Source organism: Paenibacillus sp. FSL E2-0177 (assembly GCF_037992975.1).
In the GTDB taxonomy this organism is placed as follows: domain Bacteria; phylum Bacillota; class Bacilli; order Paenibacillales; family Paenibacillaceae; genus Paenibacillus_AQ; species Paenibacillus_AQ odorifer.
The window spans coordinates 5,253,094-5,274,703 of sequence record NZ_CP150307.1; the positions used below are offsets into that span (position 1 = coordinate 5,253,094).

General features: G+C 46.4%; 14 protein-coding genes and 1 other annotated feature (1 of these 15 cut by a window edge). Of the genes, 1 reads left to right on the forward strand and 13 read right to left on the reverse strand.

The features are described from left to right. Positions 1–97: 97 nt before the first annotated feature. From MHI25_RS23530 to lspA, 11 genes are all read right to left on the reverse strand, one after another. The gene (locus MHI25_RS23530; RefSeq protein ID WP_339169282.1) at positions 98–1,585 is read right to left on the reverse strand and encodes an extracellular solute-binding protein; all 1,488 of its coding nucleotides are present in this window, start codon (positions 1,583–1,585) and stop codon (positions 98–100) included. A gap of 1,805 nt (positions 1,586–3,390) precedes the next feature. Beyond that, the gene (gene pyrE / locus MHI25_RS23535; protein WP_340394472.1) at positions 3,391–4,029 is read right to left on the reverse strand and encodes an orotate phosphoribosyltransferase; all 639 of its coding nucleotides are present in this window, start codon (positions 4,027–4,029) and stop codon (positions 3,391–3,393) included. Continuing rightward, positions 4,026–4,772, reverse strand: coding sequence for an orotidine-5'-phosphate decarboxylase (gene pyrF / locus MHI25_RS23540; protein WP_076146022.1), 747 nt, complete (start codon positions 4,770–4,772; stop codon positions 4,026–4,028). Before pyrF ends, pyrE begins: the two co-directional genes overlap by 4 nt. A gap of 111 nt (positions 4,773–4,883) precedes the next feature. Continuing rightward, on the reverse strand, positions 4,884–8,111 hold the full coding sequence (gene carB / locus MHI25_RS23545; protein ID WP_076185242.1) for a carbamoyl-phosphate synthase large subunit: 3,228 nt from the start codon (positions 8,109–8,111) through the stop codon (positions 4,884–4,886). 1 nt (position 8,112) lies between these two features. Continuing rightward, positions 8,113–9,294 (reverse strand): glutamine-hydrolyzing carbamoyl-phosphate synthase small subunit, encoded by a 1,182-nt coding sequence (gene carA / locus MHI25_RS23550; RefSeq protein WP_051491286.1) that lies wholly within the window; start codon positions 9,292–9,294, stop codon positions 8,113–8,115. 115 nt (positions 9,295–9,409) lie between these two features. Further along, positions 9,410–10,693 (reverse strand): dihydroorotase, encoded by a 1,284-nt coding sequence (locus MHI25_RS23555; protein ID WP_076128828.1) that lies wholly within the window; start codon positions 10,691–10,693, stop codon positions 9,410–9,412. Between the two features lie 109 nt (positions 10,694–10,802). Then, on the reverse strand, positions 10,803–11,708 hold the full coding sequence (locus tag MHI25_RS23560; protein WP_036683376.1) for an aspartate carbamoyltransferase catalytic subunit: 906 nt from the start codon (positions 11,706–11,708) through the stop codon (positions 10,803–10,805). Positions 11,709–11,712: 4 nt separating this feature from the next. After that, positions 11,713–12,276 carry a bifunctional pyr operon transcriptional regulator/uracil phosphoribosyltransferase PyrR gene (gene pyrR, locus MHI25_RS23565; protein WP_036683379.1) on the reverse strand — a complete coding sequence of 188 codons (564 nt, stop codon included), beginning with the start codon at positions 12,274–12,276 and terminating at the stop codon, positions 11,713–11,715. A 1,004-nt stretch (positions 12,277–13,280) separates the two neighbouring features. Beyond that, entirely contained in the window at positions 13,281–14,534 is a 1,254-nt protein-coding gene (locus tag MHI25_RS23570; protein ID WP_076098555.1) for an LL-diaminopimelate aminotransferase, read from the reverse strand. Between the two features lie 205 nt (positions 14,535–14,739). After that, a complete protein-coding gene (locus MHI25_RS23575) occupies positions 14,740–15,711 on the reverse strand; it encodes an RluA family pseudouridine synthase (RefSeq protein WP_340394473.1) in 972 nt (323 codons plus the stop codon). After that, entirely contained in the window at positions 15,704–16,216 is a 513-nt protein-coding gene (gene lspA / locus MHI25_RS23580; protein WP_340395704.1) for a signal peptidase II, read from the reverse strand. Before lspA ends, MHI25_RS23575 begins: the two co-directional genes overlap by 8 nt. Positions 16,217–16,462: 246 nt before the next feature. Between lspA and MHI25_RS23585 the strand changes: the two genes are divergently transcribed. Next, positions 16,463–17,185 (forward strand): TraR/DksA C4-type zinc finger protein, encoded by a 723-nt coding sequence (locus MHI25_RS23585; RefSeq protein WP_076098553.1) that lies wholly within the window; start codon positions 16,463–16,465, stop codon positions 17,183–17,185. A 92-nt stretch (positions 17,186–17,277) separates the two neighbouring features. Here the strand turns inward: MHI25_RS23585 and MHI25_RS23590 are convergent, their stop codons facing one another. Together MHI25_RS23590 and ileS are read right to left on the reverse strand one after the other, a co-directional pair. Next, positions 17,278–17,574, reverse strand: coding sequence for a DUF5665 domain-containing protein (locus tag MHI25_RS23590; RefSeq protein WP_051491300.1), 297 nt, complete (start codon positions 17,572–17,574; stop codon positions 17,278–17,280). 329 nt (positions 17,575–17,903) lie between these two features. Further along, positions 17,904–20,996 (reverse strand): isoleucine--tRNA ligase, encoded by a 3,093-nt coding sequence (ileS, locus tag MHI25_RS23595; RefSeq protein WP_340394474.1) that lies wholly within the window; start codon positions 20,994–20,996, stop codon positions 17,904–17,906. A gap of 567 nt (positions 20,997–21,563) precedes the next feature. After that, positions 21,564–21,610: a binding site (T-box leader), on the reverse strand (it continues 228 nt past the right edge of the window).

A 21,610-nucleotide genomic window follows, 5' to 3' on the forward strand; every position in this document is an offset into this window, starting at 1 on the left:
TTTTCGCAAATTAATCTTACGCTGCTCTGAACTTATCATGCCCAAGTTCCACAAAATAAGCCACCGGAAATCCGGTGGCTGCTACATATTCCAAAACTCAATCCCCTATGGAGTCAAAATAATATGTGGGATCTTTTTCGAGCGTACCCAGCATCGTATTCCCTTGCTTCTCCCAAGCTTTAAGTGCACTCTCGACCGTTCTCTTGCCCTGATAAACTTCTGTGAACAGTTGACGCCCAACATCGTTAATACGGCTAATTCCAGGCTTCTGTGTTTGTAGGACGTTCATCAAAGGATCATTGGCTGGTAATGGTTTAAGCGTATAGAAGGACTCCAGATTTACTGAAGGTACTTTCGTGGTAATGTAATCCTTACGGGAAGTTAGTTCCCCGCGGGTATGGGCTTTAATTTTGGCTACTTCATTACTGTTGACGAATTTGATCAAATCCCACGCATCTTCCTTATTAGCAGCCATAGTGTTGATAGCCATCATATTACCTACCCAAGTACCTACAGCCACTCCTGGTTTCTCCTTAAAAGTAGGTACGGTAACGAAACCCCAATCGACAGGATTATAATTTTTGATCTTTGCTGCATTGCGGCTCACACCTGTAAGCTCATTAAGATAATCGTATTCTCCAATTACCATTGCAGCTTTTCCGGTAAGGAAGAGATCCCCTTGGACAGGACTATAGGTACTCCGTTCTGTTTCTATAAAATCCATACCGTTTAACCCAGGTGTAATTTGCTTTTTCACCAATTGGCTGTAGGTCGTCCAAGCTTGACTCCACTGTGTTTGGTTTACCTCCATCTTATGTCCCTTGTTGTCATACATAGCAAGCTCCAGCGGTGAGACATAGGTCTGCATATCCCAGAAAGGATCGCTCATATAACGGTTCATCGAAAAGCCATATATACGCTTATCTTTATTTGTCGATTTCTTGGTCACCTTTTCGGCCAGCGCGAACACTTCATCCCAAGTCATTCCATCTGTCGGATAACCTACACCAGCAGCATCAAAAATACCTTTGTTAAAATATAACGCACTCGACATAAAAGTCGGCGCTAACGCGTAAAGACTTCCTCCACCCAGCTCACGAACTCCACTTAGCATCGTAGGCGCCATATTGCTTAAATCATATTGATCTCGTGCGATAAGCGGCTCCAGCGGTTGCACCAGATTATGTTCCACCAAACTCTTCACCAATGTACTATCACCGACGATTACATCAACTGGCTCTGCACCGCCCATAATTGCTCGGATATTCTCCAGATTATCTGGGTTAACCTCTGGATAGGTGCTGTCAAAACGAAGCTCATTCATATTGATGGCTGGAATAATCTCAAGTTTGATTTCAGGATGCTGCAATTCATACATATCTGTAAACTGCTGACGAAAAGAAGAATCGTCCTCTCCAGACCAGAGGCTGCCAATACGTAACACGCGCTGTTCTGTAGATGGCTTAGAAGCCTCCGCCCAAGCTGTGTGCCTGCTTTCAGAAATTAAAGGCAATAGGAGTGCTGCACATATTCCAAAGCTTAACCAGCGCCGCCATAGCCTTCTATTATTATTTATATGATTCATTCTTGAACCCTCCCATAAAATACTCAATCCATCCACCTTATGAATAATTACCCATAATTCTAGTAACAGTATATAGCTTTATTCAGGAGGGGAAGTTACAGGCTGTTTAAAGTTATGCTACGATTTCTTCATATTATTTCTATAAAAAACGTTCCGGGAGTTTCCTGAGGATACTAAAATGCCTTTCTGCGGCAGGATAATTGCACTTTGTGCAACTATTACAGCTGAGTGTGTTGTGCTTCTCCTTTTAATTGCACTATGTGCAGTTAAAAAACGTTATTAGGTGCTTTCAGCGGATTTCTGGCTGATTTAATTGCACAAAGTGCAACTATATCGCCAGATCCTCTAAGGAAGGTTAGTTTAAGTGCACAAACTGCAACTATTCGGCGTTTGAGACGACATTGCGATAGCATCCCCGGGTGTCAGAGCGTTCAGAGCGTAGAGCGACAGCGCATAGCAGCAGAGTAGCAAAGTGCCAGAGCATAGAGCGACAGCGCATAGCAGCAGAGTAGCAGAGTGCCAGAGCATAGAGCGACAGCGCATAGCAGCAGAGTAGCAGAGTGCCAGAGCATAGAGCGACAGCGCATAGCAGCATAGCAGCAGAGTTTCAGAATCCCGAGTGTCAGAGCGCAATATACCAGAGCGACAGAGCGCAGGTCAGCCAAGTATCACAACGTGAATGTATATGTAAATGTATATGTAAATGTAAATGTAAATGTAAATCCAAACACCAAAACTCTACTCTCCACTCTACGTTTCCTTTTACCAATACAGCATTCGTCTTCCCTACTAACTAACCTACTAACTAACCCGCACCTTTCCTGTGACCGGCACAAATCGCCCCTTCTACGCAGGATAATTGCACTTTGTGCAACTATTAAAGCGGAGTGTGTTGTGCTTCTCCTTTTAATTGCACTATGTGCAGTTAAAAAACGTTATTAGGTGCTTTCGGCGGTTATCTGGTGGATGTAATTGCACAAAGTGCAACTATATCGCCAGATCCTCTAAGGAAGGTTAGTTTAAGTGCACAAACTGCAACTATTCGGCGTTTGAGACGACAGCGCGATGAAATCACCGGAGCAGAGTATAGTATTCCAGAGTGTCAGAGCGTTCAGAGCGCAGAGCAGCAGAGTATCAGAATCCAGAGTGTCAGAACGCAATATACCAGAACGACAGAGCGCAGGTCAGCCAAGTGTCAGAACGTGAATATAAATGTAAATGTAGATGTGAAATGTGAATGCAAACACCAAAACCCTACTCTCCACTCTACTTTTCCTTTTACCAATACAGCATTTTCCTTCCATACTAACTAACCTACTGACTAACCTGCTACATTTCATGTGACCGGCACAAATCGCCCCTTCTGCGACAGGATAATTGCACTTTGTGCAACTATTACAGCTGAGTGTGTTGTGCTTCTCCTTTTAATTGCACTATGTGCAGTTAAAAAACGTGATTAGGTGCTTTCGGCGGATATCTGGGTGATATAATTGCACAAAATGCAACTATATCACCAGATCCTCTAAGGAAGGTTAGTTTAAGTGCACAAACTGCAACTATTCGGCGTTTGAGACGACAACGCGATGGAATCACCGGGGCAGAGTATAGTATTCCAGAGCGCCAGAGTTTACACCTGCCGCGGCTGGATCATTGCATCTTTCTGCAATAAATAACAACGTACTTCATGCACCTATACAGCAGAGTGTGCTTTAAGCTTTCCTTTTTATTACACTCAGTGTAGTTAAAAAGAAAAGCCTCCCACCAAAATGTGAGAGGCCCGTCCAAACTATAATCAGATATTTAGTTTAAACGCCAAATGCGGAAGGATCTTTTCTCCAAGATTTCAGCAGTTCCACATCTGTAGCTGCGATCTTGCCTTGTGTAAGAGCCACATCAATCAATGTGCTATAGTTGGATAAGCTTCGTAATGGCATTTCAGCTGCGGCAAAAGCCTCCACCGCACGGTCCAGCTCGTAGCTGAAGATTGCCAATACAGCCAACGCTTCTGCGCCTGCTTCTTGCACAGCTTGAGCTGCTTTGATGGAGCTTCCGCCAGTGGAGATCAGGTCTTCGATAACGACTACCTTTTGCCCCGGCTTAATCAGTCCTTCGATCTGGTTCTGCTTGCCGTGACCTTTAGCTTTATCGCGGATATAAGCCATTGGCAGATTAAGTTTATCAGCTACCCAAGCTGCGTGAGGAATGCCTGCGGTTGCTGTACCTGCGATCACCTCTGTGTCTGGATACTGGCTTTTAATAAGCTCAGCGAAGGCATCAGCAATATAGTTACGTACCTCTGGGTAAGCCATAGTCAGGCGGTTATCGCAATAGATCGGGGATTTAATACCAGAGGTCCAGGTAAAAGGCTCCTGCGGACGCAGTGCCACTGCTCCTATCGTAAGCAGATAACTTGCTACTTGTTCACTTCTATTTAATGTACTCATGCTAAGGTCATCTCCTCAATAATATTTAGTGCTGCTTGACGTGGATCAGCCGCAGTTGTAACAGGACGGCCCACCACCAGAAAGTGGCTGCCTTGCTGAATCGCTTTGCCCGGCGTCATCACCCGGGACTGGTCACCTAGGGATGCACCTGCTGGCCGGATACCAGGTGTAACTGTACAAAATGCGGGCCCACAAGCCTCTGCGATCGCTGAAGACTCTTGCGGTGAAGCCACTACTCCATCCAGACCTGCAGCGGCTGCCAGCTTAGCGTATCTGACTACAGTATCTGCTACGTCTCCTGCGATTCCAATTTCGTTATTCATCACTTCTTGGCTCGTGCTGGTCAGCTGTGTAACTGCGATAATCAAAGGCATTTTAAGCGCAGCATTCGCATTAACTACTGAAGCAGCGCCTTCCCGGGCAGCAGCCATCATCGCTGAGCCTCCTGCGGCATGTACGTTAAACATATCCACACCGAGGTTCGTAAGGCTTTCTGCCCCGCCTTTTACCGTGTTAGGAATATCATGCATTTTGACATCTGCAAATACAGAATACCCCCGAGATTTCAGTTCATTAATGAATTCCGGTCCCGCTGCATAAAAAAGCTGCATTCCCACTTTCATATAACAAGGAATCCCTTCAAGCTTGTCAATCAAGGTTCTTGCCCCAGCAACATCAGGGTAATCTAAGGCGATCATCAAGCGATTCGCCATTTCATTCCACTTCGCATCTCCCTGTCCCATAACCGTTCTCCCATCCAGTGCAGACTTAAATCCACACTCTTCATTTATTAGCCCCTAGGCATAGCGGAACGGTCTGCGTAAACGCAAACCGCCCTATACATCTTTATGAGATTAGTTTAATTGACCGACAAAAGCAGGCATGGACTGTGACGAGAAGTTGATCGTCTGCAGCATTCTGAGCAGTGCCGTTACTGTATCGAGTGATGTCATACATACGACGCCATTCTCAACCGCTTCACGACGGATACGGAATCCATCACGCTCTGGTGTTTTCCCTTTAGTCAGTGTATTAAAGACGAAGTTGGCTTGCCCACCACGAATCAAGTCGAGAATGTTCGGCGCACCTTCATCCAGCTTGTTTACGTTCATTACGTTGAGACCTGCTTCTTCAAGCGCTTGAGCGGTGCCTCCGGTAGCAATGATCTTGTAACCCAGCGAGTGGAAGCCTTTCATAAGCTCTACAGCTTCTGCTTTATCTTTATCTGCCACTGTAACGATGATAGCGCCGGTTGCTGGAATTTTCATTCCTGCTCCGATTAGACCTTTATACAAAGCTTTTGCATACAATTTATCGCGGCCCATAACCTCACCCGTCGATTTCATTTCAGGTCCGAGCGTTGGTTCTACTCTACGCAGCTTGGCAAAAGAGAACACCGGCACTTTAACCGATACATAATCACTTTCCGGCCATAGACCTTCTGTATAACCGTCATCTTTCAGCTTGCCGCCGAGAATGATTTTGGTTGCCAGATGCGCCATTGGAATTCCAGTTACTTTACTCAAGAATGGAACCGTACGCGATGAACGTGGATTTACTTCAATTACGTACACTTCATTCTGATAGATAACGAACTGGATGTTGACCAGACCAATCGTTTTCAATTCCTTAGCAATCTTGATTGTGATCTCAGCAATTTTTGCTTTCAGACCTTCATCCAGATATTGCGGAGGATATACAGCGATGGAGTCACCGGAGTGAACGCCTGCACGCTCAACATGCTCCATGATCCCTGGAATAACTACCGTCTCACCGTCACAAATTGCGTCTACCTCAACCTCTTTACCTAACATGTAACGGTCAATCAATACCGGATGCTCCGGATTTACCTTAACCGCTTCTACCATGTAGCTAAGCAATTCCGCATCATTATATACAATTTCCATTGCGCGTCCACCCAGTACATAGGAAGGACGTACCAGCACCGGATATCCAAGCGATTGTGCAGTTTCTACTGCTTGATCTACGTTGATAACCGTCTTTCCTTTTGGTTGGGCAATATCCAGACGAGCCAACAAAGCTTCGAATTTCTTCCGGTCTTCAGCTTCGTCAATACTGTCTAGGCTAGTTCCGAGAATCTTAACGCCAGCCGCACTTAGTGGTGCAGCAAGGTTAATGGCTGTTTGGCCTCCGAACTGTACGATAACCCCAATCGGATTCTCTTGCGCAATTACGTTCATTACATCTTCAAAGAACAAGGGTTCAAAATACAACCGGTCCGAAGTATTAAAGTCGGTAGATACAGTTTCAGGGTTATTATTGATAATAACCGCTTCATAACCTGCCTTCTGAATCGCCCACACTGCATGCACAGTGGAGTAATCGAACTCAATCCCTTGGCCGATCCGGATTGGACCCGATCCAAGCACGATAACCTTTTGTTTATCGGAATGAATGACCTCATTTTCAGTCTCATAAGTAGAGTAGTAGTAAGGTGTAGAAGCTTCGAACTCAGCTGCACAGGTATCTACCATTTTGAATACAGGCGTTAATCCTCGCTCTAAACGAAGCGCGCGTACATCAGCTTCTTTAGTGTATTTACCGTTCGCTTGTCCTTCTGCACGTATCTCAGCAATCGCACGGTCTGTAAAACCTCTGCGTTTAGCTTGATATAAGGTTTCTTCTGATAAGCTTTCATCCCCACGGATGACCTCTTCAAAGTTGATCAGTCCCTCGATTTTGGACAGGAACCACCAGTCTACGTTAGTAATGTCTTGAATCTCTTGCAAGCCAAATCCGCGGCGGAAAGCTTCAGCGATCAAGAACAACCGCTCATCATCTGGTTTTGCCAGACGTTCACGCAGGACGCTTTCTTCCAGATCCTCAGCGCCCGGCAGGCGGAAACGGTGTACACCGATTTCCAGGGAACGAATTGCTTTATGAATGGACTCTTCGAAGGTACGACCGATGGCCATAACTTCTCCAGTTGCTTTCATTTGTGTGCCCAGCTTACGGTTCGCATGAATGAACTTGTCGAACGGCCAGCGTGGGATTTTGCTTACGATATAGTCAAGTGTAGGCTCGAAGCAAGCATAGGTCTGTCCAGTAACTGGATTGACGATTTCATCGAGTGTGTAACCAAGTGCGATTTTGGCAGCCATTTTGGCAATCGGATAACCGGTTGCTTTCGAAGCCAAAGCCGAAGAGCGGCTGACACGTGGATTTACTTCTATTACATAATATTGATAGCTTTGCGGATCCAGTGCGAACTGCACGTTGCAGCCACCCTCGATATTCAGCGCACGAATGATTTTGAGTGAAGCGCTGCGCAGCATTTGATATTCACGGTCGGATAACGTTTGGCTAGGTGCCACAACGATACTGTCACCCGTATGCACACCTACCGGGTCAAAGTTCTCCATGTTGCAGACAACGATACAGTTGTCATTCGCATCACGCATAACCTCGTATTCAACTTCCTTCATGCCGGCAATACTTTTCTCCACCAAACATTGTCCAATTGGACTATAACGAATACCTGCTTTGACAGTCTCAAGCAGCTCTTCTTCGTTGTCGCAGATCCCGCCGCCGGTGCCGCCAAGCGTATAGGCTGGGCGTACAATCAGTGGGAAACCAATTTCCTCAGCGAATTTCATCGCTTCATCTACTGTGGTAATAATAGTGCTCTCTGGTACAGGCTGTTCCAATTCGCGCATCAAATCGCGGAACAAATCGCGATCCTCTGCTTTTTCAATGGATTCAAGCTGGGTACCTAGAAGCTTAACATTCTCTTGTTCTAGTACTCCTGCACGAGCCAATTCTACAGCCATATTAAGACCTGTCTGTCCTCCCAAAGTTGGCAACAAGCCATCTGGGCGCTCCTGGCGGATGATGCCAGTTACGAATTCAAGGGTAATCGGCTCGATATAAACTTTATCAGCCATATTGGTGTCAGTCATGATAGTCGCTGGGTTACTGTTGATCAGCACAACTTCCACGCCTTCTTCTTTCAGGGCCTGACAGGCCTGAGTTCCGGCGTAGTCAAATTCTGCGGCTTGCCCGATAACAATCGGTCCAGAACCAATTACTAATATTTTTTTAAGCTTTTCATTCTTAGGCATGTTATAGAGCTCCTTTCACGGCTTCAAGCTGTTTTACTGTAGGTTTTGGCGCCGTGATTCTGGCGTTTGCCGCAAGCTGCGCCTGGCGCGAGCTTACAGGTGTGTTAGCTTTATGATCAGCGATCATCTGTAAGAAACGATCGAATAAATAGCTGCTGTCATGAGGTCCCGGTGCTGCTTCTGGATGGTACTGTACTGAAAATGCAGGGTAACGGGTATGTTTAAGTCCTTCAACGGTCTTATCATTATTATTAATGTGAGTAACTTCTAGATCCGTGCTCTTCACAGAATCTTCATTCACTGTGTAGCCATGGTTCTGAGAAGTAATGAAGCAACGTCCGCTCTCCAATTCTTTAACCGGATGGTTACCTCCACGGTGCCCGAATTTCAGTTTCTCTGTATCCGCGCCACAAGCCAGTGCAAACAGCTGGTGACCTAAGCAGATGCCGAAAATTGGGTATTCACCAAGCAATTCCGAGATCGTCTTCACTGCGTGTGGGACGTCTTTCGGGTCCCCAGGGCCGTTGGACAGCTGGATACCATCTGGATTGAGGCGACGAATCTCATCAGCGGTTACGTCATGAGGTACAACTACAACATCACAACCGCGATTGTTCAACTCGCGCAAGATGCCAGCCTTCGCGCCGTAATCTACAAGCACGATGCGCTCTTTAGTTCCTGGGCTATTGTACATGCTTGGAGTAGATGTGCGAGCTACCTGATTGCGCAATTCTTCAATTGAAGTGTCGCCCATCATTTCCATCAATTCCTCTACACGTTTGTTAGAGGTAGTCAGGATCGCCTTCATTGTTCCGTAGTGGCGAATAATCCGCGTCAACATCCGGGTATCAATCTCGCTGATTCCAGGAATATCATATTCTTTCAGCAGGTCGTCCACACTGTATTCTGCGCGCCAGTTACTTGGAACTTCTTCATGACGACGCACTACAAAACCGTGTACGAAAGGTCGAACAGATTCGAAATCATCCCGCGTAATCCCGTAGTTCCCGATCAATGGGTACGTCATGGTAACGATTTGTCCGCAATATGAAGGGTCAGACAGCACCTCTTGATATCCTGTAATTCCTGTGTTAAAAACAACCTCGCCTGTCTTTTCACCTTCAGCGCCAAATGCGGTACCTGTAAATAAAGTTCCGTCTTGAAGCAGCAATCTCGCCTGCATTCCCTTCCACTCCTTCATGTTCTGTAGTCTAATACGTATGCCTTGCATGCCTTCCGGAGTGTACGCGTTCAAATTGCTGATCTGTAAAGATCAGCAATTTCGCCTCACCAGTCCGCTAGTTTTTCTCAGTCCATACGGCTTTGCCGTCCACCCAAGTTTTTACTGGCCAACCCTTAAGCTTCCAGCCGCCAAAAGGAGTGTTACGTCCTTTGCTTGCGAAGGAACTTGGATCTACTTCTTTTTCCTGCTCCAGATCGATCAGTGTCAAATCTGCAGGAGCTCCGATCTCCATAACCCCGGTGTTCAATCTGAATACCCGTGCAGGATCGGCAGTCATTCTTTGTACTAGTAAGGATAAATCCCATTTTCCGGTTTCTACAAACGCTGTGTATAAGAGTGGGAAAGCTGTCTCGAATCCAACGATACCAAAAGGTGCCAGCTGCATTCCCTTCGCCTTCTCTTCTTCACTATGTGGCGCATGATCTGTAACAATCATATCTAGTGTGCCATCAAGCAACCCTTCGATACACGCCTCAACATCGCGGCGGGAGCGCAGCGGCGGGTTCATTTTCCAATTGGCATCCAGGCCTGGAATATCGTCTTCAGCAAGAAGCAAGTGATGCGGACATACCTCAGCAGTTACTTTAATGCCGATCTCTTTTGCTTGGCGAATCAGCCGCACCGACTGTTCAGTACTGACATGGCATACATGGTAATGAACGCCTGTCGCTTCTGCCAGCAAAATATCGCGTCCAACATGGATCGCTTCTGACTCATTCGGAATTCCTTTGAGGCCATGCTTCTTAGCGAACTCACCTTCAGCTACACAGCAGCCTTCAACTAGCGAATTATCTTCGCAGTGGGCAATGACTGGCATATCGAGCGATGCTGCGATGTTCATTGCATCTTTCATCATTTGAGCACTTTGTACGCCCACACCGTCGTCTGTATATCCAATAGCTCCAGCTTCTTTGAGCGCCGCAAAATCCGTCAACTCACGTCCGAGCTCATTTTTCGTAATGGCTGCATAAGGAAGCACTTTAACTAGTCCTGCTTCACGCGCCTTGTCTTTCACAAATTGCACGATCTCCGGGCTATCTGTCACCGGACGAGTATTTGGCATACATGCAATGGTTGTAAATCCGCCTTTAGCAGCTGAGCGACTTCCGGTTTCCACTGTTTCCTTGTGTTCAAATCCCGGTTCACGCAAGTGCACATGCATATCAATGAGTCCCGGAATGAGCAGCTTACCTTCAGCATCAATGATCTCCGTGGCTTCTCCGATAGCTTCATTTCCGTCGATTATAGCCGAGATCACACCCTCCTGAAGTTCGATGTGTTTGCGCTCAAGCAAGCCTTCCTTATTCAATACGCTGGCGTTTCTAATAATCACTGTCATGATTCTACCTTTACCCTCAGATCACAGCTGCGGGCCCTCTCGTTATTATATAATAAAAATTCATCTTTGTGTATATTTATTAGTCTCTATACGTTAGCATTCTGTAAGCTTATAGTAAAGCTCTTTCGAGAACCGCCATCCGGACCGGTACGCCATTAGACATTTGCGGGAAAATCCGCGATTGACTGCACTCAACTACTGCATCATCAATCTCTAGATTCCGGTTAACCGGAGCTGGATGCATAATGATTGTGTCTTTGGCCAGCTTAGCTGCCCGCTCTTCTGTTAGACCATAGTGGCTACGGTAATCTTCGGCAGACAGCTTAATGCCGGAAGTATGGCGCTCAAGCTGTACTCGAAGCATCATTACTACATCCGCTTTAAGAGCTTCTTCCATAGTTACGTAAGGCGCATACTCCATAAGCTCAGGAGCCTTCATATTATCCGGTGCGCAGAACTGCACCTTGGCCCCCATTTTCGTAAGCCCCCAGAGATTAGAACGCGCTACGCGGCTATGCATAATGTCCCCAATGATGGAGACTGTCAGACCCTTTAGTTCCCCAAAGGTTTTGGTCATGGTGTATAAATCAAGCAGCGCCTGCGTAGGATGTTCATTGTTGCCGTCGCCCGCATTGATAAGCGGTATGGACACCTTCTCAGCTAACTGCTGCAGCACACCTGCAGGCTTCAAACGCACAACTCCGGCATCGATCCCCATCGATTCCAGTGTGCGCACTGTATCGTAGATCGACTCCCCTTTTTCTACACTAGAAGCTGCAGCCGTAAAATTAAGTACTTGTGCACCTAGTCGTTTCTCTGCCATCTCGAAAGAGAAGCGTGTGCGTGTGCTGTTCTCAAAAAACATGTTAGAAATAAAATGGGAGTTCAAGATGGGCGTTAGCTTTTCACTTTGATTGTCCCAAAATGCTGTTCTGTCAAGCAGTTGGATAATTTCCGACCGGTCAAGCTCTTTGATTCCCAGCAGACTACGTTCCTTTACCTTGGTAAGTGTCATGATGTTATCGTTCCTCCCGGTTTGAAATAATGTAGACCTCATCTTTGCCGTCGTATTCCTTCAGCGCCACTTCAATCTGCTCGTGCTTTGAGGTAGGTACATTCTTACCGATGTAGTCCGGCCGGATCGGCAGCTCGCGGTGTCCGCGGTCAGCCAGTACTGCCAGTTGAATCATTCGTGGGCGTCCGCAATCCATCAAAGCGTCCATCGCCGCGCGGATGGTGCGTCCGGTGTAAAGTACATCATCGAACAAAATGACTTTCTGATCATGGATGCCAGCACTTCCTGAAGTAATAACGACGTTACTCTTCACTACTGCTTCACTGCCTTCCACTTCACGGTCATCCCGGTAATGTGTGATATCCAGCTCACCGTATGGAATCTCGACGCCTTCAATCTCCTTGATGCGCTCAGCGATACGCTGTGCCAGATACACACCTCGTGTCCGAATGCCGACCAGCAGACAATTCTCGATACCTTTGTTCTTCTCCAAAATCTCATGAGCAATACGCGATAAGGCCCGGCGGATCGCCGTTTCATCCATAATGACATTTTTCTCAGTAACCATAATCTTGTCACCCTCCAGCTTGTTCGCCTATTCAAGTTCCCGGAAATCAAAAAACTCCTTGCCTATAACAGGCAAGGAGTGAAATCCGCAGATGAGGAAGATGACGGCCGCGCGCATAAAAAGACAGTTCCGTATTTACACACGGATACCTTTCTAAGAGTCGCGAACCTCGATTCACGTTACCTTGCCAGCCTCACAGGACTGAATTAAAGGCGCTATTCATTTAACAAGAATTATGACAGAACAACCCCCTCATGTCAACTTTCTCTGCCTAAACTTTTGCACTTCTCTTCCTTACTTCTATTAACAACAAGGGGGAAGCGGTACTCAGTATATCTGCATAAAAAACGATGCTGGTCCCAAATAGCCTTTCATCGCTTTTTGGACAGCCTCGTTTATGTTCTTAACACTACTTAATGTCCAAATGATTCAAAAGGCGCACCTAGTAATGCTGAAAATGATGCAATCGGTGAGGTACTTATATAGTAATTAAGGAATTTCTCCCTGAAATTCAGTGATTTCTGTTCATCAGACTTGTTATTAGGGAAAACTTCCCTAATTATTGGCCAGTTCAGTAAATAATATAGAAAACCCGCTGATTATTAGGGAACTTTTCCCTGATTTCGTACATTTAGAGCGAATATCGGCTAATTTCAGGGAGTTTTTCCCTAATTAGTTTATAACCCACTCTTTACTTCGCACAAACACAGAACGCATATCGCTCACCACACAAGCCCACCGCAGAAAGTCCACTGCACAAATTCCACCGTCACAGCTACCACAAATCATCTACTGCAAGCTGTACGAAAATCAAATATTGCAGTCAACCACCACCCACCCGAATAACAGAACACTACACTAAAATGCACTACAATACACAACACGTGGCATATAGTCATAGGGCACAGTAACATCTACAACATTTCCTATTCCATAAAAAAGAAGCTGCCCCCAAGTAGAATTCACTACTTTTGGGACAGCCTCATTAATTTCAATAACAATGCTTAAAACTCAAATTCCACATCGCTAAGACGTCTTTGAATTTCAGAGATGACACGTCTCTCTTCCTCTTCACCTTTAGCAATAAAGGTAACGGAGAAACGAACAAACGGACCTGCATCATCCCAAGGCACAGTGGAGATCAGCTTCTCACGAATGAGGAATTGGGAGAAATCTTCACCGGATTCAAAGCGACGGCCGTCTTTGATTCCCTTAGGTGCAGCGACATACAGGAAGAAGGAGCCTTTTGGCTTCTCAGCTTTAAAGCCGAGGCTGTTCAGTGCATCAACCAGCAGGTTGTGACGACGGGAGTATTTATCTGCAATCGCTTCAGTAATCTCCGGATGAGCAAGACCATAAGCCGCTGCTTTTTGAATCGCGATAAATTGGCCGGAATCGTTGTTATCCTTCACATCGCTGAAGGCTTTAACCACTAGCGGATTACCAGCCACAAAACCAATTCTCCAGCCCGTCATATTGTAAGACTTAGAAAGAGAATGCAGCTCTACACCCACATCCTTTGCACCTGGAACGGAGAGGAAGCTAAGTGGCTTCAAACCGTCATAGGTCAAGGCAGCATAAGGTGCGTCATGGATAACCACTACATCGTATTTTTTCGCCCATGCAACGACCTCAGCAAAAAACTCAGGAGTGGCACTAGCGCCCGTTGGATTGTTTGGATAGTTTAGATAAAGAAGCTTAGCTTTACGAGCAATGTCTTCCGGAATTTCATTCAGATCTGGAAGGAATTTGTTCTCCTTCTTCAGCTCCACTGTAAATACTTGTCCACCCAAATATTTAGTATGTGTACCCAAGACTGGATAACCCGGCACGGTCATAATCGTGATATCACCTGGATTGATGAAACAAGATGGCAACATAGCCAGCGCAGGCTTCGATCCGATGGAGTGAACTACCTCCGTGTCTGGATCAATTCCTTCCACCCGGAAAACTTCCCGCAAATATTCAGCAGCAGCAGTCTTGAATTCGGCAATTCCATTGTCCGCATATCCGCGGTTTTCTTCCTTCGCTGCTTCTTCAGCAAGCTTAGCTACGATACCCGCATCAGCCATCTCATCCGGCTCGCCTACGCCCATATCAATTAGTTCAATGTTAGGAAAATCCTGTTTTGCGGATGCTTTAGCACGTTTGATTTTCTCGAATTTATAAATCGAAGTGTCTTTGCCATAATTGGCACCGCCGATGCGGTCTGCAAAATTAGTCTGAATGAAGCTATCTTGGTATTGTTCAATACTCATACTGTCATCTCATCTCCTGAATATCTATTCTACTTTTAAAAGAAACGGCTTCGCCGTCCCTTGGATGGCGTATGTTTCCGGATATCCGTTTCATTATAAAAATAAGGATAAAGAATAAGGCATTACCCTTTCTTTATCCTTATGTTTTTAAATATGCCGTAAAGTAGTGTTCAATACCATAGACTAATTATCACTTCATTTGTACTTATCTGCTGCGTAGTGTGAACAGCACTTCTTCCATATCCTCTGGAATAGGTCTGCTGAATTCTTTATATTCACCTGTGGTAGGATGGATAAATCCAAGCACCGCCGCATGCAACGCTTGTCCATTCATCGTAGTGCCCTTGCTGCGTCCATATATCGGATCACCTACAAGTGGATGGCCAATGAACTTCATATGTACCCTGATTTGATGCGTGCGGCCAGTCTCCAGCTGCAGCTCCAGCAGTGTACAATCTCCGAAACGTTCCATTACTGTAAAATGGGTCACGGATTTTTTGCTGTTCTTTTCGGTTACTGTGTATAGCTTGCGATCATGTGGATCTCTGCCAATCGGTGCGTCAACAGTGCCCTTATCATGCGACAAGTTGCCGTGTACGACTGCAATATATCGGCGCGTAACACTATGCTCTTTAAGCTGTGCGGCAAGTGAGGCATGACTGGCATCATTCTTAGCCACCATGATAAGACCAGAGGTATCCTTATCGATCCGATGGACAATACCTGGACGAATCTCACCGTTAATGCCGGACAGATCCTTACAGTGATACATCAGCGCATTTACCAAGGTGCCTGACGGATGTCCCGCAGCTGGATGCACAACCATGCCCCGGGGTTTATTAATCACAATGACATCGCTGTCTTCATATACAACCTCAAGAGGAATGTTCTCCGCGATCAAATCCGTTACTTCTGCTTCAGGGACAACAACACTAACCACGTCGCCTTCTGATAGCTTATAGTTGGCTTTCACTGGCTTGCCATTAACCGCAACGTTACCGCCGCTGATCCACAGCTGCACCTGAGAACGGGAAATTTCTTCTTCCCATGATTCCGTAATATATTTATCGATTCGCTCCCGCGCGTTCTCTGCCGAAACGGTCCATTCCGTGACGTCCCTCTCTTCTTCGCTCGTAGATGCCGCTTGGTGATTGACGTCTTTATTCAAATCATTCATTCCCTTCTCTTACTTCCTTTGCTTCTTTAACTTCTTTTATTTCTGTAATATCTTCGCCGTTCTTAAGGTCACGAAAAGAATCCAGAAGAATCAATCCAACCCCAATGACAATACAAGAATCCGCCACGTTAAAAATCGGGAAGCTATAGCTCCCAAAATTGAACAGAAGGAAATCAACAACCTCACCATTGATTATCCGGTCCAGGAAGTTACCGATAGCTCCACCCAGTACAAGCCCTAGGGCAACAGATAACAGCTTCCGCGAGTGTCTAGTCTTGTTCAAATACCAAACGATACCACTAACCACTACAACCGTAACTAGAAAGAAGAACCATTGCTGACCTTCGAGAATCCCAAAAGCAGCCCCGCGATTGCGATGAGAGGTAATCAGGAAAAAATCTCCGATAACAGAAATCTGTTCTCCGATCTCCAGACGTGTAGCAATGAGATACTTTGTCCCTTGATCCACCAAAAATACAATAAGAGCAATCAAATAGTACACCACAGAAGTTGTCACTCCGTTCTTATTTTTCCCGCTAAATGCGGTACGAATACTGTTTAAAGACTTGTATATTGTAGCACAGCCCTTAAAGAATCGTCTATTGCGGGACATCCGCTAAGTTCAATCTTGGGGACTATTTTCCAGCGCTAAAATCCCTGCTCTCCGGTCAACCTAACAGAAGAACCATCCGGTGTTATCCGGCAAGTCGGAATGATTCTTATAAAAGGTACAGAAAGGAGCTTTCTCATTATGACGCACCTGACAGTACAGCAGCTCTCAGAGCTACGCGCACGATTGGAAAAAGATCGGGATACGATTCAGCACAGGCTTCAGAATAATGAACATTACGGCTTAGATGAATCCATGCGGGATGGCTCCGGTGAACTTTCCGAGAATGACAACCATCCAGGAGATGCAGCCACCGATTTGTATAATCGCTCCATGGACATTTCACTGTTAGAGCGGGACGAGCATGAGCTGGACGATATTGAAGCTGCTTTATCCGCTATGGATAATGGCACCTATGGGATATGCAAGGCTAGTGGTGAGCCGATCCCTTTTGAACGTTTATCTGCCATCCCTTCCACACTTTATTGTAAAGAGCACAACCCGCGGCAAAACGCACCTTTCACTCGACCAGTAGAAGAGGAGCTGTTATCTCCACCTTTTGGACGAACCAGTCTGGATGAACGCGACGATCAAAACGGTTTTGACGGTGAGGATGCCTGGCAGATTGTTGAAAGCTGGGGTACCTCGAATTCTCCCGCCATGGCGGAGGGCAACAATATTGATTCTTATAATGATATGGAGATTGAAGCCGATGAGCTGGAAGGCTGCGTAGAGCCTTGGGAGAACTTTATCGCCACTGATATCACGGGCAACAATCTAATTGTAGTGCCTGGACGGAGCTACCAGCGTTATTTGGACAGTGACGAGGCAACCCATAGCCTAGATCCTCTCGACGAAGACTAAACACAGATGTCCCCTACACAAAAATATTTAAACAGCGTACTGTTCCAGTTTTGAGGAATGGTTCGCTGTTTTTAATCTTAACGTTTCGATGGCTATTTGAATTCTAGCTGACGTTGTACGATCCGCACAATATCCGCAATATAATCACCAATGATCGGTAGATTGAGGGCGCCTAGTCCCTGAAGGATATAAATAATCGTTGCCGCAAAAAAAGTAAAACCCAGTGCAATCCCAACTCCCCGAGCTGCTCCAAATAAAATATTTCTCCAAATCAACCGCCAAGGTGAATATAGCAGATCCGTATATTGATAAATTCGGGATTTTTCCAAAATATGAGCCCACTCAAAGGTCAAACGGTACATTGTATTCATTTTTTCTTCCAGCGGAATATCCTCGGGATTACGCGGATCTGCTGTTAGATACTCAGGATTAACTTCAGGAAAAGCCTTATTCTCCTTTTCCTTGTCTGGGTTATTCTTATTGCCGGATGTCTTAATGGAGATTCTCCTCTTATTTCCCTCCACAGCTACGGCTCCTCTCATATGTCTTTCCTTCGCTACAAAGTAAACGAGCCCGGCCAAAGAGAATTCATCTCCTTAAGCTCGGGACTCGTTAGTTTTGCGCCGAAATATAAAGACTATATTTCCCGCATAAACGGAAGATCTCCGTTTACACTTATGCCGCTAGTATATGCTGTTTTGGGACAGGTAATGCAGAATTATGCTTCGATATGGATACCGATGGATTTATCACCGACTTCTACCGTCTCAAAAGCATGTTCTCCATCAAAATCAACCGTAGTCACAAGAACATTGTCTCGCAATACATTGTCAAATGCTGTAACAGCTGCTTTTAGCTCATCATCTAACTTCAAAGTGAGTGCGATCCGTTTCTCGATCGGCAGATCCAGACGTTTACGGTAATCTTGAACCGCACGAATGATCTCACGAACCCAGCCTTCTTGTTCAAGCTCAGGCGTGATTTCGGTATTGAGCGCAACCGTAACTCCATATCCGGAAGCTGCGGCGAAACCTGCTTTGGCTTGTTTTTCAACAAGCAGCTCTTCAGAAGTGATTACAAGCTCTTCACCTTCAGGTGTCGCAATTGCAATTTTACCGTCCTGTACCGCTTTGCGGGTAGAATCACTGTCGAGACCTTTCAGGAAGCCTTGCAGGAAGCCTACATTTTTACCGTATTTTTTACCGGCTACCTTAAGATTCAGCTTGAGTGTGAAATCAACAAATCCGCTGTCACTGTTCTCCAGCACGATGTTCTTGATGTTGATCTCATCTTTGATGATCTCTTCATACTCAGCCAAATGGAAGTCACGGTTCATCGAAACGATCAGCTCGGACAGCGGTTGACGATTCTTAATGCCTGTTTCGTTACGTACGTTACGCGCCAACTCAACGATCTGTCTTGCACTTTCCATATCCTCTTCCAGCTCTTTATCGATCAAGTTCTCGTCAGCAACCGGGTAGTCTGCCAAATGCACACTTTCTCCGCCGCCAAGGTTCGTGAAGATATCTTCGGACAACATCGGTGTAAATGGAGCCATCAAAGTTGCTGTCGCCAAAAGCACATGAGTCAACGTACGGTAAGCATCCAGTTTATCTTCACCTAGGCCACTCCCCCAGAAACGGTCACGGGAACGACGGATATACCAGTTACTCAGCTCATCCACAAAGTTCTCAATAGCTCTAGATGTATTCACGAAGTCATTTACCGCAAGTCCTTTATCCACCAAAAGAATCAAGCTGTTCAGACGGGACAGAATCCAGCGGTCCAGCTTATGTTTTGATACTTTAAAAGGATGATCGGCTGGATCGTAACCATCAATGCCCGCATACAGCGTCAAGAAGGCATGTGTATTTACCAGCGTATCCACTACTTTAGATTTCGTCTCACCTACAAGACCACGCGAGAAACGTTTATTATTCCACGGTGCACTGTCGGACAAAATAGCCCAACGGAAAGCATCCGTACCATACTCATTCATGATTTCCCAAGGATCAATAACATTGCCCTTGGATTTGGACATTTTTTGACCATTCTCATCGAGGATATGGCCTGTAGCAATTACCGCTTTATAAGGTGCTTTACCCTTGAACAAGGTGGATACTGCAAGCAAGCTATAGAACCATCCACGGGTCTGGTCGATCCCTTCACAGATCATATCTGCCGGATACTGATCATTCAGCTTATCCTCGTTCTCAAACGGATAATGGCTTTGTGCAAAAGGCATCGAGCCACTATCGAACCATACGTCGATCACTTCCGATGTACGAACCATCTCTGCACCTTCGCTAAACGGACTGCGCAGCTTGATCTTATCCACGAAAGGTTTATGCAGTTCGATATCTTCAGGAACATCACCAATCGCCATCGCTCTTAGCTCTTCAATGCTGTGTGGAGCAAACTCTTTACCCGTCTCTTGACATACCCAGACATTGAGGGGTGTACCCCAATAACGGTTACGGCTGATATTCCAGTCAACCAGTTCATCCAAGAACTTCCCGAAACGGCCTTCTCGTACATGCTCAGGGTACCAAGTTACACTGTTGTTGTTAGCAATCAGCTGATCTTTGATCGCTGTAGTGTTGATGAACCAGCTGTCTGTTGCGTAATACAAAAGTGGTGTATCACAACGCCAGCAGAACGGATAGCTGTGCTCGTATTTCTCTTTACTGTAAAGCAATCCTTTTTCAGACAAAACCTTAATGATATCCAGATCGCAATCCTTAACAAAACGTCCCGCAAAATCAGAGACTACATCCGTATACTTACCGGAATTATCAACCACATTTACGAAGCTGATGCCATTCTCACGGCAAGTCTTGTAGTCATCTTCACCATGTGCTGGTGCCATGTGTACGATCCCTGTACCACTGGAATCTGTAACGAAAGAAGCGCCTACGATAACATTGCTTTTCTCTGCCTTAATATATCCGAATGGAGGTGCGTAAGTTTTACCGATAAACTCGGAACCTTTATGTGTAGAAAGGACTGTGTGCTCGCCTTTCATTACTTCTTCGACCAAGTTTTTAGCAACGATGTACACACCATCTTCTTGTTGCACACGTACATAATCCATGTCCGGGTTCATAGCTAGCGCCATATGGGCTGGCAAGGTCCAAGGTGTTGTCGTCCAAGCCAATACGTAGTCTCCGCTGTCATCCAGCTTGAACTTCGCGGTTGCACTGAGATCCTTAACGGTTTTGTAGCCTTGAGCAACTTCATGCGAGCTTAGTGTAGTCTGGCAGCTCGGGCAATACGGGCTAACACGGTGTCCGCGGTAAAGCAACCCGTTCTCATGCACTGTAGCCAAGATGTTCCATACACTTTCGATATAGGTGTTATCCAAGGTTACGTAAGGATTATCTAGATCTGTCCAGTATCCAATCGCTTCTGTAAATTCACGCCATTGCTTCTCATAACCAAAGACGCTGTCTTTACATTCCTGGATGAATTTTTCTACGCCATATTCCTCGATCTCTTGTTTACCGGAGATGCCAAGCTTCTTTTGTACGCCTAGTTCTACTGGCAGACCGTGTGTATCCCAGCCTGCTTTACGTACCACGCGGTAACCTTTCATTGTCTGGTAACGACCGATGAAATCCTTGATTACCCGTCCCAGCACGTGTCCGATATGCGGCGCACCGTTTGCTGTTGGCGGACCTTCATAGAATACATAGTTTGGACGTCCCTCACGGTTCTCCATGGACTTGCGGAACGTATTTTCGTCGCTCCATTTCTTTAATATGCGGACATCTCTTGCCCGCGCCTTTTCTCTGACATCTACTTTTTGCATGTGATGGTCAATCCTTTCATGGATTAGTCTATAAAGCTCTTTTCGATCTTTGGGCGACCTTGCGCAGCTGGTCGCTCACCGCTCTTGCCCTGGCTCCCGAGCCGCGATCCCGCAGGGCAGCAATCGCTCGGGGCGCCATACGCGACCTTGCGCAGCTGGTCGCTCACCGCTCTTGCCCGGGCTCCCGAGCCGCGATCCCGCAGGGCAGCAATCTCTCGGGGCGCCAATGGGCGACCTTGCGCAGCTGGTCGCTCACCGCTCTTGCCCGGGCTCCCGAGCCGCGATCCCGCAGGGCAGCAATCGCTCGGGGCGCCAATGGGCGACCTTGCGCAGCTGGTCGCTCACCGCTCTTGCCGTAAAGGCCCCGCAGGCGAACCCGCCAGGGGAGCCTAAGAAGGGCCGCTCCTTCAGCCACATGAATCCGTTCGTTTCCACCACCGTACCTAGTTTGCACGAGGCTTTACTTTGCGGGTGTCCAGAGGGCAGCAGCCCTTGGGGTCCCCCTTAGAAAGGGGGATTTAGGGGGATGGCCGTCCCGGAACAACAAAATAAGCGTCATCCCACCCCCAAAGGGGCGAGACGACGCTCGCGATACCACCCTAATTCTGCGCATG

Bases quoted from the DNA above. Each gene is read 5' to 3' on its own strand.
- MHI25_RS23570 (WP_076098555.1), bottom strand. From the start codon at position 14,534: ATGAGTATTGAACAATACCAAGATAGCTTCATTCAGACTAATTTTGCA.
- pyrE (WP_340394472.1), bottom strand. From the start codon at position 4,029: ATGAGTACATTAAATAGAAGTGAACAAGTAGCAAGTTATCTGCTTACG.
- MHI25_RS23575 (WP_340394473.1), bottom strand. From the start codon at position 15,711: ATGAATGATTTGAATAAAGACGTCAATCACCAAGCGGCATCTACGAGC.
- MHI25_RS23560 (WP_036683376.1), bottom strand. From the start codon at position 11,708: ATGACACTTACCAAGGTAAAGGAACGTAGTCTGCTGGGAATCAAAGAG.
- carB (WP_076185242.1), bottom strand. From the start codon at position 8,111: ATGCCTAAGAATGAAAAGCTTAAAAAAATATTAGTAATTGGTTCTGGA.
- pyrF (WP_076146022.1), bottom strand. From the start codon at position 4,772: ATGGGACAGGGAGATGCGAAGTGGAATGAAATGGCGAATCGCTTGATG.
- pyrR (WP_036683379.1), bottom strand. From the start codon at position 12,276: ATGGTTACTGAGAAAAATGTCATTATGGATGAAACGGCGATCCGCCGG.
- MHI25_RS23585 (WP_076098553.1), top strand. From the start codon at position 16,463: ATGACGCACCTGACAGTACAGCAGCTCTCAGAGCTACGCGCACGATTG.
- ileS (WP_340394474.1), bottom strand. From the start codon at position 20,996: ATGCAAAAAGTAGATGTCAGAGAAAAGGCGCGGGCAAGAGATGTCCGC.
- MHI25_RS23530 (WP_339169282.1), bottom strand. From the start codon at position 1,585: ATGAATCATATAAATAATAATAGAAGGCTATGGCGGCGCTGGTTAAGC.
- carA (WP_051491286.1), bottom strand. From the start codon at position 9,294: ATGCAGGCGAGATTGCTGCTTCAAGACGGAACTTTATTTACAGGTACC.
- MHI25_RS23555 (WP_076128828.1), bottom strand. From the start codon at position 10,693: ATGACAGTGATTATTAGAAACGCCAGCGTATTGAATAAGGAAGGCTTG.